5 protein-coding genes are annotated in these 22,863 nt (G+C 77.4%); all 5 read left to right on the top strand.

Features of this window, described 5'->3' with window-relative positions; translation table 11 throughout:
* The 5 genes from AB0P03_RS04030 to AB0P03_RS04010 all read left to right on the top strand — a co-directional run bounded on the left by AB0P03_RS04030 (nt 1) and on the right by AB0P03_RS04010 (nt 22,798).
* Nucleotides 1–738 (top strand): aspartyl/asparaginyl beta-hydroxylase domain-containing protein, encoded by a 738-nt coding sequence (locus AB0P03_RS04030; protein WP_363627757.1) that lies wholly within the window; start codon nt 1–3, stop codon nt 736–738.
* 104 nt (nt 739–842) lie between these two features.
* A complete protein-coding gene (locus AB0P03_RS04025) occupies nt 843–5,315 on the top strand; it encodes an SDR family NAD(P)-dependent oxidoreductase (protein WP_363627756.1) in 4,473 nt (1,490 codons plus the stop codon).
* Entirely contained in the window at nt 5,312–13,999 is an 8,688-nt protein-coding gene (locus tag AB0P03_RS04020; RefSeq protein WP_363627755.1) for an amino acid adenylation domain-containing protein, read from the top strand. The genes AB0P03_RS04025 and AB0P03_RS04020 overlap by 4 nt, the downstream gene beginning before the upstream one ends.
* Before the next feature lie 100 nt (nt 14,000–14,099).
* On the top strand, nt 14,100–19,619 hold the full coding sequence (locus tag AB0P03_RS04015; RefSeq protein ID WP_363627754.1) for a type I polyketide synthase: 5,520 nt from the start codon (nt 14,100–14,102) through the stop codon (nt 19,617–19,619).
* Nucleotides 19,616–22,798, top strand: a complete 3,183-nt coding sequence (locus AB0P03_RS04010; RefSeq protein WP_363627753.1) for an amino acid adenylation domain-containing protein — start codon at nt 19,616–19,618, stop codon at nt 22,796–22,798. The genes AB0P03_RS04015 and AB0P03_RS04010 overlap by 4 nt, the downstream gene beginning before the upstream one ends.
* Nucleotides 22,799–22,863: the final 65 nt, after the last annotated feature.

The following is a 22,863-nucleotide window of genomic DNA, read 5'->3' as shown; positions in this document are numbered from 1 at the left end:
ATGGACGTTCAGGGCGTGATGACGGAGCTGCACGGCATCCTCGGCACCGAGGGGCTGGAGCGGGTCGAGGAGTGCCTGCGCATCGTCACCGGCGAGCAGGCCCCGGAGTACCTGCACGACGACCAGGAGCCGACCCGGCTGTTCTTCCCCGGGATCAGCGCCCTGCCCTGGCACGACACCGCCGAACTGCCCTGGGTGGCCCGGATGGAGGAGACGTACGACCGGATCAAGGCCGAGTTCCTGGAGCTGCGCGCCGAGCAGGCCCGCTTCGCCCCGTACGAGGACCTGTACACCAAGGAGCTCGGCTGGCAGGGCTGGGACACCTACCAGCTGTACCGCAACGGCAGCTGGCGCGACGAGGTCCTGGAGCGCTGCCCCGAGACCCACGCCGCCGTCTCGGCGAGCCCGCACGGGCCGCGCGACGGCATGTTCACCATCCTCAACCCCGGCGTGCACATCACCCCGCACACCGGCGGCGTGAACCTGCTGCTGACCGCGCACCTGCCGCTGATCGTGCCGCCCGGCTGCGCCATCAAGGTCGGCGACGACGAGCGGGGCTGGGAGGAGGGCAAGGTGATCCTCTTCGACGACAGCTTCATCCACGAGGCCTGGAACAAGGGCACCCAGCAGCGCGCCGTCCTGCTCTGGGACGTCTGGCACCCGGAGCTGACGCCCGTCGAGGTCCGGGCCCTGGAGTTCCTGATGCCCCGTTTCCAGCGCTACCTCATGGCGGTCTGAGCCGCACGGCGGCCCTGAACCCCATGGCGGTCTGAGCCCCGGCCGCGTACCCGGTCCTGCCCGCCCCGCCGCGCGCGGAGCCCACCTCACCCACGGAGAACACCTTGAACGCACAGCCGGTCATTCCCGACGAGGCCGAGACCGACGGCCGGGTCGCCGTCGTCGGCCTCTCGGGCCGCTTCCCCGGAGCCGATTCCGTCGACGCGCTGTGGGAGCTGCTGGCCTCCGGCACCGAGGCGATCAGCCGGTTCGGCCCCGAGGAGCTGCGGGCCGCCGGGGTGCCGGACGGCGAGGCCGGCAAGCCCGGGTACGTGGCCGCCAAGGGCGTGCTGGCGGATGTCGCCGGCTTCGACTCCCAGCTGTTCGGCTACAACGCGCTGGAGGCCTCGGTCATCGACCCGCAGCAGCGGATCTTCCTCGAATGCGCCTGGGAGGCGCTGGAGGACGCCGGCTGCGACCCCGACCGGGCGCGCGGGCCGATCGCGGTCTACGCCGGGTCGCTGCTGAGCACCTACCTGATCCACAACCTGCTGCCGCGCACCGACCTGCGGGACTCCCTCGGCGTGCCGATGCTCTTCCAGGGCAACCAGCCCGACCAGCTGGCCCCCCGCGCCGCGTACAAGCTCAACCTGCGCGGCCCGGCGGTCAGCGTGCAGACCGCCTGCTCGACCTCGCTGGTCGCGGTGCACCTCGCGGTGCAGAGCCTGCTGTCCGAGGAGTGCGACCTCGCGCTCGCCGGCGGCGTCACCGTCACCGTGCCGCACCGCTCCGGCTACCTGCCGGTGCCCGGCGGCATCGAGTCCCCGGACGGGCACTGCCGGCCCTTCGGCGCCGAGGCGGCCGGCACGGTCTTCGGCAACGGCGCGGGCGTCGTGGTGCTCAAGCGCCTCGCCGACGCGCTCGCCGACGGCGACCGGGTGCACGCCGTCATCCTCGGCTCGGCCGTCAACAACGACGGCGCGAACAAGGCGGGTTACACCGCCCCGGGGGTCGCCGGCCAGACCGCCGTGATCCGCGAGGCGCTGTCCGTCGCGGGCGTCGCCCCGGACAGCATCGGCTACGTCGAGGCGCACGGCACCGGCACCCCGATCGGCGACCCGATCGAGGTCGAGGCGCTCACCGCCGCCTTCCGCGCCGAGCAGGACGCCGACGACAGGTCCGCCACCGGCTGGTGCGGCCTGGGCTCGGTCAAGTCCAACCTCGGCCACCTGGACACCGCCGCCGGCGTCACCGGCCTGATCAAGGCCATCCTGACGGTGCGCGGCGGCCGCATCCCGGCGAGCCTGCACGCCGAAGCCGTCAACCCCGAACTCGGCCTCGCCGACAGCCCGTTCTTCGTCCCGGCCGGCCTCACCGACTGGCCGGTCGCCGACGGCCCGCGCCGGGCCGCCGTCAGCGCCTTCGGCATCGGCGGCACCAACGCGCACGTGATCCTTGAGCAGGCCCCCGAGCCGGCCCCGCGCGAGGCCGCCGCACCGGACGCCGTCCCCGTCGCCCTGCCGCTGTCGGCCCGCACCGCCGCCGCGCTGGACGCCGCCGCCGAACGGCTCGCCGACGACCTCGCCGTCCACCCGGACCGCCCGCTGGCCGACGTCGCCCGCACCCTGCGCACCGGCCGCCGCCAGCTGGTCCAGCGCCGCGTCGTGGTCGCGGACGACACCGCCGCCGCCGTGGCCGCGCTGCGCGGCGCCGGCCGCCGGGAGTCGGTCCGGGCCCGCGCCGGGCAGGGCGCCGCCCCCGTCGCCTTCCTGCTGCCCGGCCAGGGCGCGCAGTACCCGGGCATGGCCCTGGGCCTGCACCGGGCGCACCCGGTCTTCCGGGCCGCCCTGGACGAGGCCGCCGACCTGCTGCGCCCGCACCTGGGCCTCGACCTGGTCGAGCTGCTGCGCGGCGGCGACGCCGACCTGCTGCGCCGCAGCTCCGTCACCCAGCCCGCCGTGCTGGCGGTCGGCCACGCCACGGCCGCGCTGTGGCGGCACTGGGGCGTGCGCCCGGCGGCGCTGCTGGGCCACAGCCTCGGCGAGTACACCGCGGCGCTGCTCTCCGGCGTCCTCGACCTGCCCGAGGCGCTCGCCCTGGTCGCCGCCCGCGGCCGGCTGATGGAGCAGACCGCGCCCGGCGCGATGCTGGCCGTCCCGCTGGACGAGGCGGCCGCGGCCGACCTCGCCGCCGCGCACGGCCTGGACCTCGCCGCCGTCAACGGACCGGGCGCCTCGGTGCTGTCCGGCAGCGCCGAGGCCGTCGAGCGGGCCGCCGCCGAGCTGGGCGAGCGGGGCCTGCGCGCCCTGCGCCTGCCGGTGGAGCGGGCGTTCCACAGCGCCCTGTGCGCGCCCGCCGCCGAGCAGTTCGCGGCCGAGCTCGCCAAGGTCACGCTGCACGAGCCCACCGTGCCGTTCCTGTCCAACCTCACCGGCGACTGGATCACCCCCGAGCAGGCCACCGACCCCGGCTACTGGGTGCGCCAGATGCTCGCCCCGGTGCGCTTCCACGACGGGCTCACCCGCCTGGCGGCGCTCGACGAGCGGATGGTGCTGGTGGAGACCGGCCCCGGCAGCGTGCTGACCGACCTGGCCCGCGCGGCCGCCGAGGGCACCGCCGGGCCGCGGCTCGCCCTGCCGCCGCTGCCCACCCGCGGGCGGCGCGGCGCCGAGGACGAGCCCGGCAGCGCCGTCCTCGCGCTCGGCAGCCTGTGGGCGCACGGCGCCGCCGTCGACTGGGAGCCCGTCGACGCCGACGCCCGCCCCGCCGACCTGCCCGGCTACCCCTTCGAGCGGCTCCCGCACTGGATCGAGCCCGCCGTCCCCGGCCGGGCGCCCGCCACCGCGCTGCCCGCCGCGGACCTGGACGCCGTCCACGCGACCGTCGACTGGCGCCCGCTCGGCGAGAGCGCCGGGGACGACCCGCTGGCCGGCCGCCGCCAGACCTGGCTGGTCCTGCTGGACCGGGCCGCCGCCGCCCAGCCCCTGGTCGAGCTGCTGACCGCGCGCGGCCAGATCGTCACCACCGTCCGGCCCGGCCCGGCCTACCGCCGGGTGCGCCGCGGCGTCTACGAGCTCGACCCCGCCGACCCGGCCCAGTACGCGAAGCTGCTGGCCGACCTGCGCGGCCTGGTCCGCACGCCCACCGCCGTCCTGTACGCCTGGGGCCTGGACGAGACGCCGGACGAGACCGCCGGCTACTTCGGCCTGGTCCACCTCGCCCGGGCGATGTCCGCCGAGAGCGTGCTGAACGAGGTCCGGCTCGGCGTCGTGACCGCCGGGGCCTTCCCGGCCGCCCCCGGCGAGCAGCCCCGGCCCGCCGCGGCCCTGCTCAGCGGCCCGGTCCAGGTGCTCGGCGAGGAGTACCGCAACCTGCGCTGCACCCAGGTCGACCTCGCCGTCGGCGCCGCGCTCGACGAGGCCGCCGCCGACGCGGTGGTGCGCGCCGTGCTCACCGGCCCGGCCCGGCTGCTCGCCCTGCGCGAGGGCGCTCTGCTCACCCGCGTGGTCGAGCCCGCCGAGCGCCCCGTCCCGACCGCCCCGGCCCGGGTGCGGGCCGGCAGCACCTGGCTGCTCACCGGCGGCCTCGGCGGGATCGGCCTGACCCTCGCCCGGGCCCTGGCCCGGGCCGGCGCCGCCCGGCTCGTCCTGCTCGGCCGCCGCGCCGCCGACGAGGCCGCGCTCGCCGCAGTGCGCGAGAGCGGCGCCGAGGTGCTGGCCGTCCAGGCCGACGTCACCGACGCCGAATCGCTGGACCGGGCGCTGGAACAGGCCCGTTCGGCCTTCGGCCGGATCGACGGCGTCGTCCACGCGGCCGGCGTGTCCGGCGGCGGCTCCATCGAGCTGCGCTCCGACGACAGCATGCGCACGGTCCTCGCCCCGAAGACCGCCGGCCTGCGCCACCTGCTCGCCGCACTGCGGCCCGGGGAGGCCGAGGTGCTGGTGCTCTGCTCCTCGCTCGCCACCCTGATCCCGACCTACGGCCAGGCCGACTACGCGGCCGCCAACGCCTACCTCGCCGCCGTCGCGGAGGCCGAGGCCGCGCGCGGCGAGCGCCACGCGGTGGCGGTCGACTGGGACATGTGGGCCGGCGTCGGCATGGCCAGCCGGGCCGAGGTCCCCGAGGCCCTGCGGGCCTTCCAGGCCGACATGCTGGCCGGCGCGCTCACCCCCGAGCAGGGCGCCCGCGCCTTCGCCGCCCTGCTGGAGGGCCCGCCCGGACGGGCCGTGGTGGCCCGGGCCGACGCCGCGATCGCGGACGGCACGCTGCGCACCTCCGCCGCCCCGGCCGCCGAGGCCCCCCGGACGGCGGCCCTGCCCCGCCCCGAGCTCGCCACGCCGTACACCGCCCCGGCCACCCCGACCGAGGAGCGTCTGGCCGAGATCTACGCCGAACTGCTCGGCCTCGACCGGGTCGGGGTGGACGACGACTTCCTGGAGCTCGGCGGGCACTCGCTGCTGGCCGCCCAGATCGCGGCCCGGCTGCGGGCCGAGTTCGAGGTCGACGTCCCCGCCCGGGTCTTCTTCGAGGGCGGCCGCGTCGCCGACCTCGCCACCGAGATCGAAGACCGCATCCTCGCCGACCTGGAGAACCAGTGACCAACCCCGCAGGCCGCCGCGAGGACCGCCTCGCCCGGCTCACCCCCGAGCAGCGCGCCGCCTTCGAGGCGCGCGCCCGGGGCCGCGCAGGCACCACCCCGGCCGCCACGGCCGGCCCCGCCGCCACCGCCACCGCCCCCGCCGTGCCGCCGCGCGACCCGGCGCTGCCGGCGCCGCTGTCCTTCGGCCAGGAACGGCTCTGGTTCCTGGAGCAGCTCACCCCCGGGCTCGGGGTGTTCAACGAGTACGTGGGCCTGCGCCTGAGCGGCCCGCTGGACGTCGCCGCGCTGGAGGCCGCGCTGGACGGCCTGGTGGAGCGGCACGAGGCGCTGCGCACCGTCATCGCCGCCGGCCAGGACGGCCCGGTGCAGCGGGTGCTGGAGCGCACCGCCCCGGTGCTGCGGGTGGTCGAGCCGGCCGGCGGCGAGGCCGGCTGGAGCGAGGCCGAGGAGCGCGCGCTGGCCGAGCGGGAGGCGGCCCTGCCGTTCGACCTGGAGCACGGACCGCTGCTGCGCGCCCTGCTGATCCGCTCCGCGCCCGAGCGCGCCCTGCTGGTCGTGGTCAACCACCACCTGGTCGGCGACGCCTGGTCCCGCGCGGTGCTCGTGGAGGAGCTCTGCGCCCGCTACCGGGCCTTCCGCGAGGGCGGCCCGGCCCCTGAGCCGCTCGCCGTGCAGTACGCCGACTGGGCGCAGTGGCAGCGCCGCGAACTCACCGACACCGCGCTGGCCGAGCCGCTCGGCTACTGGCGCGAGCGGCTGGAGGGCGCCCCGCACGTCCTGGAGCTGACCACCGACCGGCCCCGGCCGGCCGTGCCCGGCCACCGGGGCGGCCGGGTGCACTTCACCCTGGACGCCGCCACCACCGAGGCCGTGGAGGGCGCGGCCCGGGCGGCCCGGGCCACCCCGTTCATGGTCACGCTGGCCGCCTGGCAAGCCGTCCTGATGCGCCACTCCGGCCAGCAGGACGTCGTGGTCGGCGTGCCCACCGCGGGCCGCGACCGTCCCGAACTCGCCGGGCTCGTCGGCATGTTCGTGAACAGCCTGGTGCTGCGCTCGGACCTCTCCGGCGACCCGACCTTCGGCGAACTGCTCGGCCGGGTGCGGGAGACCTCGCTCGGCGCGCTGGCCCACGCCCAGGTGCCCTTCGAGCGCCTGGTCCGCGAGCTGCGCCCGGACCGCGACCTCAGCCACGCCCCGCTCTACCAGGTGCAGTTCGGCTACCGCAACGTCCCCGCCCCCGACATCGCCCTGCCCGGCGTCACGGTCGAGCTGGTCGAGCTGGACAACGGCCTGTGTCGCACCGACCTGAGCCTGGAACTCGCCCGTGACGGCGAACTCACGGCAGGCGTCTGCGAGTTCAGCGGCGACCTGTTCGACGACGACACCGTGCGCACGCTGACCGAGGCCCTTCAGCGGGTGCTGGCCCGCGGCGCCGCCGACCCCGGACTGCGGCTCTCCGAACTGCTCGCGCTCACCCCCGTCGAGCAGGCCCTGCTGGCCTCGGCCGGCGACGGCCCGGCGCTGCCCGCGGACGCGCCGGACGTCGTGACGGCCTTCGCCGAGGCCGTGCGCACCCGCCCGGACGCCGAGGCCGTGCTGCCCGGCGGCCGCCCGGAGCTGGCCCTCACCTTCGCCCGACTGGACGCCCGGGTCGACGAGTTGCTCGCCCGCCTCCAGGCCGCCGGGGTGCGCCCCGGCGACCGGGTCGGCCTGTGCCTGCGCCGCGGCACCGACCTGCCCGCCGCCATGCTCGCCGTGCTCCGGGCCGGCGCCGCCTACCTGCCGCTCGACCCGGACTACCCGGCGGCCCGGCTGCGCCACGTGGTCGAGGACGCCGAGCCCGCCGTGGTCGTGGTGCACGCCGCGACCCGGGACTCCGCGCCCGCCGGCGCCCCGCTGCTCGACCTCGACGCCCCGGCCGAGTCCGCCGGACCCGCGCCCACAGCCGCACCCGTGGATCCGGACGCCCCCGCGTACGTCATCCACACCTCCGGCTCGACCGGCCGCCCCAAGGGCGTCGTCGTGCTGCGCCGCAACCTCACCGCCTTCCTGGCGGCGATGGACCGCGTGCTGGCGGACGACGGGGAGCCCGCCACCTGGCTGGCCGTCACCAGCGTCTCCTTCGACATCTCCGTCCTGGAACTGCTCTGGACGCTCAGCCGGGGCCACCGCGTCGTGGTCAACCCCGACCCCGGCACGGCGGCCCCCGCCCCGGCCGCAGCGGCCTCTCAGGACGCCCCGGCCGTCCCCGAGTTCAGCCTCTTCTACTTCGCCAGCGACACCGCCGGCGCCGAGCCCGGCCCCGACCAGTACCGGCTGCTGCTGGACGGCGCCCGCTTCGCCGACACCAACGGCTTCTCCGCCGTCTGGCTGCCCGAGCGGCACTTCCACGCCTTCGGCGGGCCGTTCCCGGCCCCCTCGGTGCTGGCCGCCGCGATCGCCCAGGCCACCCAGCGGATCGGGATCCGGGCCGGCAGCGTGGTGCTGCCGCTGCACCACCCCGTCCGGGTCGCCGAGGAGTGGTCGGTCGTCGACAACCTGTCCGGCGGGCGGGTCGGGCTCTCCTTCGCCTCGGGCTGGCACGCGGACGACTTCGTCCTCGCCAAGGACGCCTACCAGGACCGCCAGGCGCTCACCGTCAGCGGGATCGAGCAGGTGCGCCGGCTGTGGCGCGGCGAGCGGCTCCCCTTCGAGGGGCCCGGCGGCCGCACCGTCGACGTCCAGGTGCTGCCCCGCCCCGTCCAGGCCGAGCTGCCGTACTGGCTCACCTCCTCGGGCAACCCCGAGACCTGCCGGACGGCCGGCCGGGTCGGCGCCCGGCTGCTGACCCACCTGCTGGGCCAGAGCGTCGAGGAACTCGGCGAGAAGATCGCCCTCTACCGGGAGGCCTGGCACGAGGCCGGCCACCCGGGCGAGCCGCACGTGACCCTGATGCTGCACAGCTACGTCGGCGCGGACGCCGCCGACGTCCGGGCGCACGCCTGGCAGCCGTTCCGCGACTACCTGCGCAGCTCGGTCGGCCTGATCGAGAACCTGGCCCGCGGCCTCGGCATGGACGTGCGCAGCAGCGACTTCACCGCGGAGGACCAGGAGGCCCTGCTCGACCACGCCTGCGCCCGCTACCTGGGCCACGGCTCGCTGATCGGCACCGCCGAGGAGTGCCTGCCGCTGGTGCACCGGCTGGCCGCGGCCGGCGTGGACGAGATCGGCTGCCTGGTCGACTTCGGCGTCGACACCGACGTCGCGCTGGCCGCCCTGCCCCGGCTGGCCGAGCTGCGCCGCACCGCGGCCGCCGCACCGGCCCCCGCCCCGGCCGCCCTCGCGGTCGCGGCCGACACCGAGCTGACGGCGCTGGTGCGCGCCCACGGCGTCACCCACCTGCAGTGCACCCCCTCGCGGGCCCGCACCCTGCTCGACGAGGCCGACCCGCAGGCCCTGCGCGGCCTGCGGCAGCTGCTGCTCGGCGGCGAGGCCCTCGACGCCGAGCTGGTGCGCCGGCTGGCCGAGCACCTCGGCGGCCCGATCCGCAACATGTACGGGCCGACCGAGACGACCGTCTGGTCCACCACCGCCGAGGTCGACCCGGCCGAGGGTCTGGTCACCATCGGCGGCCCGATCGCCGGCACCACCGTGCGCGTCCTCGACCCGTACGGGCGGCGGGTGCCCGTCGGCGTGCCGGGCGAACTCCTGATCGGCGGCGCCGGGGTGACGGCCGGCTACCTCGGGCTGCCCCGGCTCACCGACGAACGCTTCGTCGCCGACCCCGAGGCGACCGACCCCGCCTCGGCAAGCCCCGGGCCGGCCGGCTCCGAGTCAGCCGGCCCGGGCTCGGCCGACCCCGCCGCCCGGCTGTACCGCACCGGCGACCTCGTCCGCACCCTGCCCGACGGCCGCCTCCAGTACCTCTCGCGCAACGACCACCAGGTCAAGATCCGCGGCTTCCGGATCGAGACCGGCGAGGTCGAGGCCGCGCTCACCGCGCTGCCCGGCATCCGCCAGTGCGTGGTCACCGCCTACGGCCTGGGCACCGCCCGGGCCGCGCTGGCCGCCTACCTGGTGCCCGAGGACCCGGCCGCGCCGCCCGCCCCGGCCGAGCTGCGGGCCGCCCTGGCCGGGCAGCTGCCGGGCTTCCTGATCCCGTCCCGGTTCATCCCGCTCGACGCGCTGCCGCTCACGAGCAACGGCAAGGTCGACCGCGCGGCGCTGCCCGCCCCCGAGACCGTCCCCGCCGCCGGCCGCGACCGCACCGCGCCCGCCACGCCGACCGAGGAGCGGATCGCCGCGATCTGGCGCGAGGCCCTGACGCTCGACGAGGTCGGCACCGAGGAGGACTTCTTCGAGCTCGGCGGCCACTCCCTGCTGGCCGCCCGGATGGTCGCCGGGATCCGCCGCGACCTGGACGTCCAGCTGCCGCTGCGCACCCTGTTCGACTCGCCGACCGTCGCCGCCCTCGCCCGGGCCGTGGACGCGCTGGGCGCCGACGGGGCCACCGCGGCGCCCGCCCAACCGGTCGAGCTGCTGCCCGACCCGGCCCACCGCCACGAGCCCTTCCCGCTGACGGACGTGCAGCGCGCGTACTGGATCGGCCGCAGCGGCGCCGTCGGCGGCGACGTCGCCTGCCACCTCTACCTCGAAGTGGACGTCGCCGACGTCGACCCGCTGCGCCTCCAGGACGCCTGGCAGGCCCTGGTGCGGCGGCACGACGCGCTGCGCCTGGTCTTCGCCGAGGACGGCACCCAGCGCATCCTGCCCGAGGTGCCCGCGTACCAGCTGGCCGTCGAGGACCTGCGCGGGCTGCCGGAGCCCGAGCGGGCCGCCGCCCTCGCCGGGACCCGCGCCCGGATGTCGCACCAGGTGCTGCCCGCCGACACCTGGCCGCTGTTCGAGCTGCACGCCAGCCGGACCGAGGGCACCGACGCCCGGCTGCACCTGAGCATCGACACCCTGATCGCCGACGGCGGCAGCGTGCAGATCCTGCTGCGCGAGCTGCTGGCGATCTACCAGGGCTCGCTCGACCCGCGCCCGATGGAGCTCTCGTTCCGCGACTACGTGCTGGCCGAGCGGACCCGCCGCGAGGGCCCCGCGCTGCAGCGCGACCTCGACTACTGGCACGGCCGCCTGGAGACCCTGCCGCCCGCCCCCGCGCTGCCGCTGGCGCGGCGTCCCGAGGAGCTGACGCAGACCAGGTTCCACCGCCGCGAGGCGCACCTGCCCGCCGAGCTGTGGGAGCGGCTGAAGAGCCGGGCCGCCGCCGGCCGGGTCACACCCTCGGCGCTCGCCCTGGCCGCCTACGCCACCGTGCTCGGCACCTGGGCGGCGGCCGACCGCTTCACCCTCAACCTGACCCTGTTCAACCGCGTCGGCGACCACCCCGACCTGGCCGCCATGGTCGGCGACTTCACCGCGCTCAGCCTCTTCGAGGTGGACGGCGCGACCGCCGGCTCCTTCGCCGAGCGGGCCCGCCGGCTCCAGGACCGGCTCTGGGAGGACCTGGACCACCAGCTGGTCAGCGGCGTGCGGGTCGGCGGCGACCTGGCCCGCCGACGCGGGGTGGCCGACGCCGCCATGCCGGTCGTCTTCACCAGCGAGCTCGGCGCCGGCGAGGTCGGCGGCAGCCGGGTGCTGCGGGAGCTCGGCGCCAAGGTCGCCCACACCATCACCCAGACCCCCCAGGTCTGGCTGGACCACCAGATCTCCGAGGACGAGGGCCGGCTGCGGCTGACCTGGGACGCCGTCGAGGAGCTCTTCCCCGAGGACCTGCTCGACGCGATGTTCGAGGCCTACACCGGCCTGCTCACCGCCCTCGCCGAGCGGCCCGACGCCTGGACGGACCCGTACCTGGCCGCCCTGCCCGCCGCCCACGCCGAGGCCTACCGCGCGCTCAACGCCACGGACGGCCCGCGGCCCGACGGTCTGCTGCACGAGCCGTTCCTCGCCCAGGCGCGCACCGCCCCCGAGCGGACCGCCGTGGTCTCCGCCACCGGCACCGTGACCTACGGCGAGCTGGAGCGCGCCTCCGCCGCCGTGGCCCACGCGCTGCGCGGGGCCGGCGTCGGCCCCGGCGACCTGGTCGGCGTGCGCGCCGACCGGGGCTGGGAGCAGGTCGCGGCCGCGATCGGCGTGATCCGGGCCGGCGGCGCCTACCTGCCGCTGGACGCCGGACTGCCGGCCGCCCGCGTCGCCCGCTCGCTCGAACACGCCGGCGCCACCGCGCTGCTCGCCCGGGAGTCCTGGGACGCGGCCGGCGCGGTGCCGGCCGGGGTCACCCTGCTGGGCTTCGAACAGGCGCTGGCCGCCCCGGCCGACGCCGAGCCGGCCCCGGCGCCCACCACCCCGGCGGACCTCGCGTACGTCATCTACACCTCGGGCTCCACCGGTGACCCCAAGGGCGTGATGATCGACCACCGCGGCGCGCTCAACACCGTGGTGGACGTCAACGACCGGTTCCGGGTCGGCCCCGCCGACCGCGTCCTCGGCCTCTCCTCGCTCGGCTTCGACCTCTCGGTCTACGACCTGTTCGGCACCCTCGCCGCCGGCGCCGCGCTGGTGCTGGTCGGGCCCGGGGAGGAGCGCGACCCCGCGCGCTGGTCCCGGCTGGTCGCCGAGCACGGCGTCACCGTCTGGAACTCCGTCCCCGCGCTGATGGAGATGCTGCTCGCGTACGCCGGCGGCAACCCGGCCGCCGACCTGGAGTCGCTGCGCCTGGTCATGCTCAGCGGCGACTGGATCCCCGTCGGCATGCCCGACCACGTCCGCGCGCTGTCGCCCAAGGCCGAGGTGATCAGCCTGGGCGGCGCCACCGAGGCGTCGATCTGGTCCGTGCTGCACCCGATCGGCGCGGTCGAGCCGGGCCGCCCGAGCATCCCGTACGGGCGGCCGATGCGGAACCAGGGCATGGTCGTCCTGGACGAGGCCTTCCGGCCGCGCCCGGTCGGCGTCGCTGGCGCCCTGTTCATCACCGGCGTGGGCCTGGCCGTCGGGTACCGCAACGCCCCCGAGCTCACCGCCCGGGCGTTCCCGACCCACCCGGTCACCGGGGAGCGCCTGTACCGCACCGGCGACCTGGCCAGGCTGCTGCCCGACGGTGAGCTGGAGTTCCTCGGCCGGGAGGACTGCCAGGTCAAGGTGCGCGGCATGCGCATCGAGCTGGGCGAGATCGAATCGGCGCTGGTCCGGATGGACGGCGTCCGGGAGGCGGCGGCGCTGGTCGAGGGCAACGGGCTCGGCGCCCGGCTCGCGGCCTTCGTGGTCCGCGAGGCCGCCCGGCCGCAGCCCGCCGCCCCCGCTCCCGCGGCGGCCCCGGCCCTGGACGCCGAGCGGGTCCGCCGGCTGGAGGCGCGCCTGCGCCAGCCCGGCCGCCGCGCCGACCTGGCGGGCCGTGAGGTCCTGCCCTTCGCCCTGCCGACCGACACCCTGGACCTGCGCCGGGCCGCCGCCCTGCGCGGCGCCGCCACCGGGTTCGCCGACGCCCCCGTGCGGCTGGCCGACCTGCACGCGCTGCTGACCGTGCTCGCCCGCCAGGACGAGGACGGCGTGCCCCGGTACGCCTACGGCTCGGCCGGCGGCCTGTACCCGGTGCAGACCTACCTGGCCGTCGCCCCCGGCAGGGTGGCGGGCCTGCCGGCCGGCACCTACTACGTCGACCCGGCCGGGCCGGCGCTGGTCGCCCTCGACGGAGCACCGGGCTCGGCCCGGGCGCTGGACCGGGCGCTCTACAGCGAGGCCAACGGGCCGCTGCTCGACCAGGCCGGCTTCGCCGTCTTCCTGGTCTCCCGGACCGCCGCGATCGCCCCGGTGTACGGCGAACTCGCCGACCGCTTCTGCCTGTTGGAGGCCGGGGCGATGGCGCAGCTGCTGCGCCACCGCGCCGCCGACTGCGCGGTGGCGCTCTGCCCGATCGGCGACGTCTTCCCGGATCCGCTGCGCGAGGCGCTGCGGCTGGAGGAGGGCCAGCGCGTGCTGCACACGCTCGTCGGCGGCCGACCGCTGAACGCGTCCGCCGAGGAGCCCGGCTCCGGCACCGACTGGACGGCCGCGCTGCGCGACGCGCTCGCCGAGCGGCTGCCCGGCTACATGGTTCCGCAGCGGGTGCGGGCGGTCGAGGCGCTGCCGCTGTCCGCCAACGGCAAGGTCGACCGGGCGGCGCTCGCCCGGCTGGGCGCCGCGGTGCCCGCCCCCGCCGTCGTCTCCGCCGTCCCCGTCGCCCCCGCCCTCGCGGCGGCCCCGGCTTCACCGGTGGCGCGAGCGGCGGCGCACGGGCCGAGCGCGCTCGGCGCGATGGAGCGGCTCACCGAGCTGTGGCGGGAGGTGATGGACGGGGCGGAGGTCGGCGTCGACACCAACTTCTTCGAGGCCGGCGCCAACTCCATCCACCTGGTCCGGGTCCAGCGGCGGATCGCCGAGGACTTCGGGCAGGAGCTCTCGGTGGTCGAGATGTTCGACCGGCCGACCATCCGTCACCTGGCCGAGCTGCTGGACCGGCCGGCCGGCGCCCCGGCGCCGCAGGCGGTACCGGCTGCATCGGCACCCGAGCCCGCCTCGGACACGGCCGGACCCGACACCGCCGGGCCCGGCACCGCTTCATCGGACACCGCGCAGCCCGCCGGCGGCGACCGCCGGCAGCACCACGAACGGCGCCGCGCCGCCCGCCGAGGCGGCTCCGGCACCGGCCCGACCGGCTGACCCCGACGGCCGGCGGCCGACACCCCGCACCCCGTGTCGGGTGTCGGCCGCCGGACCCCCGCGAGCCGCGTCGCATCACCACCCATGAGGAGAAAGCCCGATGACCACCCACGCCCCCGGGGGCCCGGCCGCCGCACCGCCGGACCTGCCGGACGCGATCGCCGTGACCGGCCTCGCCTGCCGGTTCCCCGGAGCTCCCGACGCCGGGGCCTTCTGGGCCAACCTGGTCGCGGGCCACGAGAGCGTCACCTTCCGGAGCCCCGAGGAGCTGGCGGCCCTGGGCGTCCCCGCCGAACGGCTGGCCGACCCCCGGTTCGTCGGGGCGGGCGGCGTGCTGGAGGGCCTCGCGGAGTTCGACGCCGAGTACTTCGGCATCCCGCCCCGCGACGCCGAGCTGATGGACCCCCAGCACCGGCTGTTCCTGCAGTGCGCGGTCACCGCGCTGGAGGACGCCGGGCAGCTGACCGACGGCGTCGAGGGCGGCGTGGGCGTCTACGCCTCGGCCGGCTTCAACTCCTACCTGACGCACCACCTGCTGCCCAACGCGGCCCACCTGGCCGACCGGGCCGACGTCCAGTGGCTGGCCGCCGGGGACAAGGACTACCTCGCCACCCAGACCTCCTACCGGCTGGGCCTGACCGGCCCGAGCCTGAGCGTGCAGAGCGCCTGCTCCTCCGCCCTGCTCGCGGTCCACCTGGCCGCCGAGGCGCTGCTCAGCGGCGAGTGCGACGTGGCGCTGGCCGGCGCCGTCTCCGCCGGGATCGGCCAGGGGCTCGGCTACCTGCACGCCGAGGGCGGCATCCTCTCCGCCGACGGGCACTGCCGCCCCTTCGACGCCGACGCGACCGGCACGGTCTTCGGCAGCGGCGTCGGCGTGGTGGTGCTGAAGCGGCTGGCCGACGCGGTCGCCGACGGCGACACCGTACGGGCCCTGCTGCTCGGCTCGGCGGTCAACAACGACGGGAACCGCAAGGTCGGCTTCACCGCGCCGAGCCTGGACGGACAGGTCCGGGTCGTCTCGGCGGCCCAGTCCGTGGCCGGGGTCACGCCCGGCGAGGTCTCCTGCATCGAGGCGCACGGCACCGGCACCGCGCTCGGCGACCGGATCGAACTCGCCGCGCTGGGGCGGGTGTTCGCGGACGCCCCGGACTCCCGCCGGGTGCTCGGCGCGGTCAAGTCGAACGTCGGCCACCTGGACACCTGCGCCGGGATGGCCGGGCTGATCAAGACGGTGCTCGCACTCCAGCACCGCACGCTGCTGCCGACCGTGCACTTCGAGAGCCCCAGCCCCGAACTGGCCCCGGGCCTGTTCCGGGTGCTGACCGAGGCCGAGCCGTGGTCCGGCCGCGACGGCGCCCGGATCGCGGGCGTCAGCTCCTTCGGCATCGGCGGCACCAACGCCCACCTGATCCTCCAGGACGCGCCGCCGCTGCCCGCCGCGCCCGCCGCCGAGCCCGCGCAGTGGGAGCTGCTGCCGCTGTCCGCCAGGAGCGAGCGGGCGCTCGACCGGGCCGCCGAGCGGATCGGCACGGCGCTGGCCGCCCCCGGTGCGCCCGGCGCGGGCGACGCCGCGTTCACCCTCCAGACCAGGCGGCGCCACCACCCGTGGCGGCGCGCCGTCCTGACCGGGCGTTCGGGCGAGGCATCCCCCGCCGCCCAGGCCGTCCAGGCCGTCGGAACCGGTCGGAAGGTGGCCTTCCTCTACCCCGGGCAGGGGGCCGGCCACCCCGGTATGGCGGCCGAGCCGTACCGCGCCGAGCCGCTCTTCCGCGCCGCGCTCGACCGCTGCCTGGACGCCCTGCGGCCGTGGACCACGGCGCCGCTGCGCGAGCTGCTGCTCGACCCGGCCCACCCGGACCTGTTCGACCGGACCGAGACCGCCCAGCCGGCCCTGTTCGCGGTGGAGTACGCGCTCACCGCGTGGTGGACGGGGCTCGGCATCCGGCCGGTCGCACTCGCCGGGCACAGCGTCGGCGAGTTCGCGGCCGCCTGCGCCGCCGGGGTCTTCGACCTGCCCGGCGCCGCCCGGCTGGTGGCCGAACGCGGCCGGCTGATGGGCACCATGGCACCCGGCTCGATGCTCAGCGTCCCCCTGCCCGAGCCGGAGCTGCGCGCCCTGCTGGACGACCCGGCCGGGCCGGAGCTGGCCGCCGTCAACGCGCCCGACCGCTGCGTGGTGGCCGGCGCCCCCGAGGCGGTCGCGCGGCTCGCCGAGCGGCTGGCCGCGCGCGGTGTGGCCGCCCGGCAGCTGGCCGTGCGGCACGCCTTCCACTCCCGGGACGCCGAACCGCTGCTGGAGGAGTTCGCCCGGCTGGTCGCCACCGTCCCGGTCCAGGCGCCCGCCGTGCCGCTCGTCTCCGGCCTGACCGGGCGTGAGCTCACCGCCGAGGAGGCCGCGTCACCGGAGTACTGGGCGCGCCAGCTGCGGCACACCGTCCGCTTCGCCGACGCGCTCGCCGCGCTGCCGGGCGACGGCCCGCTGCTGGAGCTCGGCCCCGGCCGGGGGCTGAGCGGCTTCGCCGTGCGGACCCTGGGCGCCGGACGCCCCGCGCTGCCCACCCTCGGCGGCGCCGCGCCCGCCCCGGACCAGCCGCCGGCCCGGCTCACCGCGCTGGCCCGGCTGTGGGAGCGGGGCACCGAGGTCGACTGGTCCGCCCTCGGCGAGCGCGCCGGGCGCCGGCACGTCTCGCTGCCGGGCTACCCGTTCGAGCCCACCCGGCACTGGTTCGAGCCCACCGCCGCCGAACCCGCCGCCGTCACCGCCCAGGGCCCCGCCGGGCCCGCGCAGGTTTCCGACGGTGCGAGCGGCGTGGACGACTGGCTGCACGTCGTGTCCTGGACGCAGGCCCTGCCGCCGTCCGGCACCGGGCCGCTCCCGCCGTCGGTGCTCCTGCTCGCCGACGAGTCCGGCCTCGCCGAGGCCGTCGCCGGAGAGCTCGCCGCCGCCGGTGCCCAGGTCAGCCTGGTCCGCGCCGGGGCGTCCACCGCGCTCACGCACGGCACCCCGTTCACGCTCGACGCCGACGACCCCGCCGCCTTCCCCGCGCTGGCCGCCGCCCTGGCCGCGCGCGGCACCGCGCCGGACGCCGTCCTCTCCTGCTGGGCCCTGGACACCCCGCCGCTGCGCTCGGCCACCCCGGGCGAGGCGGCCGACGGCGCGCTGCGCGCCCTCACCGTCCCGGTCCAGCTGGCCCGGGCCCTGGGCGAGGCGTTCCCCGGCCGGCCGCTGCGGATGCTGCTGGTCACCGACGCCGCCCACGGGGTGCACGGGCAGCCCGCCCGCACCCCGCAGGCCGCCGCCGGGCTGGGCGCGGTGCGGGTGCTGCCGCAGGAGCTGCCCGGCGTCACCGTCCAGGCCCTCGACCTGGACTGCCCGACCCGGGAACCCGAGGAACTGGCCCTGGCGGCGCAGACCGTGGTGGCGCAGCTGCGCGCCGGGCACGCTGCGGCGCCGCTGACCGCCGTCCGCGGCCGGGCGCACCTGGTGCCGGCCCCGGAGCGGCCCGTCCTCACCGACCCGGCCGGGCCGCAGCCCGCCGCGCCGTCCGGCGTGTGGCTGGTCACCGGCGGCCTGGGCGGGATCGGTCTGGCCGTGGCCGGCCACCTCGCCGAGGACGCCGACCGGACGCTCGTCCTGCTCACCCGCCGTGCCGTCCCCGACGGCGCCGGCTGGCGGAGCCTACGCCCCGAGGACGCGGCGCCCGCCGCGAGCTGCCCGCCGGAGCTGGCCGAGGCCCTCGCCGGGCTGACCGCGCACGGCGCCCGGCTCTGCCTCGTCCAGGCGGACGTCACCGACGAGGCCGCGCTCGGCGCCGCGCTCGACCGGGTCCGGGCCGCGTACGGCCCGATCGCCGGGGTGGTCCACGCCGCCGGGGTGCCCGGCGGTGGCGTCACCGCCCTGCGCAGCGCCGGGGAGATGGCGCGGGTGCTCGCCCCCAAGGTGCTCGGCACCGTCCTGCTGGAGCGGCTGACGGCCGTGGACCGGCCGGTGCTGGTGCTCTGCTCCTCGGTGCTGGCGGTCACCGGCGCGGTCGGCCAGGCCGACTACACCGGCGCCAACGCCTTCCTGGACAGCTTCGCCGCCGGCTCCCGGGCCGCCGTGTCGATCGGCTGGGACCGCTGGTCGCAGACCGGCATGGCGCTGCGGTCCGGCCGGCGCGACTGGCTCGACGGCGGCGAGGTGCTCGACCACGCCCTGTTCGACGCCCGCCGGGCGGAGCCGGACGGGACGGTGGAGCTGCGGCTGCGCCGCACCGGGCAGAGCGCCTGGCCGGCCGAGGAGCACCGGATCGGCGACGTCCCGGTCCTGCCCGGCACCGCGCTGCTCGAACTCGCCGTCGCCGGGCACCGGTTGGCGGTCGGGGACGGGCCGGTCGAACTGGACGCGGTCTTCACCCACCCGCTGCGGATGCCCGCCGACGCCCCGCCCGAGGTCACCCTGCGGCTGCGTCCGGCGCCCGACGGCGGGCACCTGTGGGAGGTGCGCTCCACTGCCGTGCCGTCCAGGCCGCACGCCCAGGGCCGGATCGCGCCGTACGGGGGCGACTCCCCCGAGCGCCTGGACCTCGACGGCCTCGCGGCCCGCTGCGCCCCGGTGCCGCAGGTCGCGGTGTCCGCCGCCGCCGGGGAGCGGCCCGGCGGCGCCAGCGGGCTGCGCACCGGGCCGCGCTGGGAGAGCGTCACCGAGGTCCGTGAGGACGGGCGCGGCGAGGCGATGCTGCGGCTGCGCCTGCCCGAGGCGTTCCACGGCGACCTGGCCGCGCACCCGCTGCACCCCGCGCTGCTGGACACCGCCACCGGCGCCGTCACCGCCCGCACCGGCAGCCATCTGCCGGTCGCCTACCGCCGCCTGGTGGTGCTCGGCCCGCTCGGCCCCGAGGCCGTGGTGCGGGTCGACCGCCGCTCCGGTGACGCCGGGGCGGGCGACACGCTGGTCGTCGACGTGGTCGTCGCCGGGCCGGACGGCGCTCCGGCCGTGCTCGTCGAGGGCTTCGTGCTGCGCCCGGCCCCGGCCGCCCCCGGCCCGGACGCGGGGCACGCCGCGGCCGCCGGGCCCGAGCAGGGCGGCATCCCGACCCGGGAGGGCCTGCTGGCCTTCGACCGGATCCTGGCCAACCGTCACCTCCCGCACGTGCTGGTCAGCCCCCGCGCGGCCGGGCCGGCCACGCCCGTCCCGACCGCATCGCAGGCCGCGCCCGAGGCCGCCCTGGCGTCCGCACCGGCGACCGGCCCCGAGGGGCTGGAGGAGCAGATCGCCGCGGTCTGGTCCCGGCTGCTGGGCGTCCCCCGGATCGGCCCCGAGGACAGCATCTTCGAACTCGGCGGCGACTCCCTGCTGATCGTCCAGATCACCGCCGAACTCCAGCGGCAGGGCCTGACCGTCTCCCCCGGCGACCTCTTCGCCCACCCCACCGTCGGACAGCTCGCCGCCCGGCTGCGCGCGGACCGCGCGCCCGCCGCCGCCCCGGCGTCCGACACCCCCGCCCCGCCCACCGCTCCCACCGAGCCCGATCCGGCCCCCGCGAAGGGGGCGGGCGAGGCGTTCTCGGACGCGGACCTCAGCGAAGACGACCTGGCCCGGGTATTCGCCCTGTTCCGGTCAGGAGAGGACACCAAGTGAACGACATCGAGGACATCTACCCGCTCTCGCCGACCCAGGAGGGGATGCTCTTCCACAGCACCACCTCCCCCGAGCACGGCCTGTACGTCGAGCTGACCACCTTCCGGGTGCGCGGCGAACTGGACCTGACGGAGCTGGGAGCAGCCTGGCAGCGGGCGATCGCCCGGCACCCGGTGCTGCGCACGGCCTTCGTCCGCGAGCGGATCCGCACCCCGCACCAGGTGGTGCTGCCCAAGGCGGACCTGCCGATCGAGTTCCGCGACCTGTCCGGGCTGGACGAGCCGGCCCGGGAGCGCGCCGTCGCCGAGGAGCTGGAGCAGCGCGCCCGCGAGCGCTTCGACCTGGCCCGGCCGCCGCTGATGCGGCTGCTGGTGCTGCGCCTGCCCGACGAGCACCTGGTGGTGTGGACGTACCACCACCTGCTGCTGGACGGCTGGTCCGCCGCGCTGCTGCTGGCCGAGGTCACCGCCGGACTGTCCGGTGACGCCGCCGAGCCGCCCGCGCCGCCCGCCTTCCGCGAGTACATCGCCTGGCTGGGCCGTCAGGAGGCCGAGCGCGACCGCGCGTTCTGGACCGGCTACCTGGCGGGCTACCGCGAGCCGGCGACGCTGAGCCTGCCGGGCGTGCGCCCGGGCGCCAAGCCGTCCGGCGACTTCCGCACGGTGCGGGCCGAGCTGCCCGCCGAGACCGTCACCGCGCTGCGGCGGCTGGCCGCCGGCAGGGCGACCACGCTCAGCAGCCTGGTCGAGGCCGCCTGGGCGGGGACGGTCGCGCGCCACAGCGGCCGCGACGACGTGGTGGTCGGCGTGACCGTCTCGGGCCGCCCCGTCGACCTGCACCGGGCGGACCGGATGCTCGGGATGTTCATCAACACCGTCCCGGTGCGGGTGCGGATCGACCGGGAGCTGCCCGGCGACGAGTGGCTGGCCCGCCACGCCGCGACCCGCCACCCGCTGCTGGACCACCAGCACACCCCGCTGACCGACATCCAGCGCTGGGCCGACACCGCGCCCGGCGTGCCGCTGTTCGACACCGTCGTGGTGGTCGAGAACTACCCGGACCGCACCGAGGCGGTGCTCTCCCACGGCGCGGTCACGGTCAGCGACGTCCGCTACGAGACGCGGACCAACTACCCGGTCACCCTGGTCGTGCGGGCCGCCGCCGAGATGCAGCTCCAGGCGGTGGTGGACGCCGGGCGGATCACCCCGGAGGAGACCGGCGCGCTGCTCGACCACGTCGTCGCGGTGCTGACCCGCATCGCCGCGCAGCCCGGCCGCCCGGTCCGCGAGCTGCTCGCCGTCCCCGAGGCGGCCCGCGCCCGCCAGCTCGACACCTGGAACGGCAGCGAGATCGACCGCGGCGAGCCGTCGGCCCTGCTGTCCGGGCTGATCGACGACGCGGTCCGCAGCCGCCCGGACCACCCGGCGGTGGTCGACCAGCAGACCCGGTACAGCTACCGCGAACTCGACCGGCGGGCCGAGGCCCTGGCCCGGCAGCTGGCCGCGCGCGGCGTGCGCCCCGGCGACCGGGTGGGCGTCTGCCTGGGCCGCAGCGCCGACCTGGTGACCGCGGTGCTGGCCGTCGCCCGGGCCGGGGCCGCGTTCGTCCCGCTCGACCCGGCCCACCCGGTGGAGCGGATCGGCCTCGTCCTGGCGGACGCGGCCCCGGCCGTGGTGCTCACCGACGCGACCGGCGCGCCCGCGCTGGCCGGCTGGGACGGCACCGCCGTCGACCTGGCCTCCCTGGACCTGGCCGACCTCGACCTGACGCTCCAGGAGGCCGCCGACCCCGCCGCCGCCGAGCTGCCGGGCGCAGCCCCGGACGGCCTCGCCTACCTGATGTTCACCTCCGGCTCCACCGGCCGCCCCAAGGGCGTCGCCGTCGGCCACCGGGCACTGGCGAACCTGGTGGACAGCCTGGCCCGCCATCACCCCGGCCTCGACGGCGACACCCGCTTCCTCGCCCTCACCACGCTCGGCTTCGACACCTCGCTGGCCGAGCTGCTGGTGCCGCTCGCCGTCGGCGCGACGGTGCACGTCGGCGGCCAGGCCCTCGGGCTGAGCGGCCGCGAACTCGACCGCTACAGCGTCGAGCACGGCATCACCGCGCTCCAGGCCACCCCGTCCCGCTACCGGGCGCTGCTGGACTCCGACTGGCAGGGCGCCGGCCGCCCCCGGCTCTACAGCTGCGGCGAGGCCTTCCCCGCGGACCTGGCGGCGCCGCTGGCCGAGCGCGGCGAGTCGGTGTGGAACATGTACGGGCCGACCGAGACCACCGTGTACTCCAGCGTCGAGCGGATCACCGCCGACACCACCCGGGTCACCGTCGGCCGCCCGATCGCCAACACCGTGCTGCACGTGCTGGACACCGTGGACGGCGAACTGCTGCCGGTCGGCTGCGTCGGCGAGCTGTGCATCGGCGGCGACGGCGTGGCCCAGGGCTACTGGCAGCGGCCCGAGCTGACGGCCGAGCGGTTCGTCACCGACCCGTTCACGGGCGGCCGGATGTACCGCACCGGCGACCACGCCCGCCGCCTGCCCGACGGGCGGATCGAACTGCTCGGCCGGATGGACCGCCAGCTCAAGCTGCGCGGCTACCGGATCGAGCCCGGCGAGATCGAGCAGGTCCTGCTGGCCCTGCCCGAGGTGGCGGCCGCCGCGGTCGCCGTCCGGGAGGGCCGCCTGGTCGCCTGGGTGGTGCCCGCGGACCGGGGCGCCCCGCTCGACACCCCCGGGGTCCAGGCCGGGCTGCGGCGCTCGCTGCCCTCGTACATGGTCCCCGAGGCGGTCACCGTCCTCGCCGAGCTGCCGCTCACCCCGGCCGGCAAGACCGACCTGCTCGCCCTGCCCACCCCGGCCGGGTTCGCCGACGAGGCCGCGCCGAGCGGCGGGCCGGGCGGCACGGCGGACCACGAGGCGCTGGTGGCCCGGCTGTTCCGCGAGGTCCTGGCACTGCCGGAGGTCGGTTTGGACGACGACTTCTTCGAGCTGGGCGGCGACTCGCTGCGCGCCCTGCGACTGGTCTCCCGGCTGGAGGCGGAACTCGGCTGCTCGCTCGACATCGAGCTGCTCTTCGACTCCTCCACGGTCCGCGACCTCACCGCGGCCATCGGCCCCGCCCTGGCCGACGCCGACGCACCGGCCGGCTCCGACGCCCCGGGCTCCGACGCCGACCAGTGAACCAACCGGCGTCCCGGCCGGCCCCGGCCGCCGGGACGCCCCTGCACCGACCACACCGATTGGAC

Origin of the sequence: Kitasatospora sp. NPDC088779, from assembly GCF_040685395.1 — a bacterium.
Taxonomy (GTDB): Bacteria; Actinomycetota; Actinomycetes; order Streptomycetales; family Streptomycetaceae; genus Kitasatospora.
The sequence above is the reverse complement of the archived record's forward strand: the minus strand, read 5'-3'. Positions and strand labels throughout refer to the sequence as shown.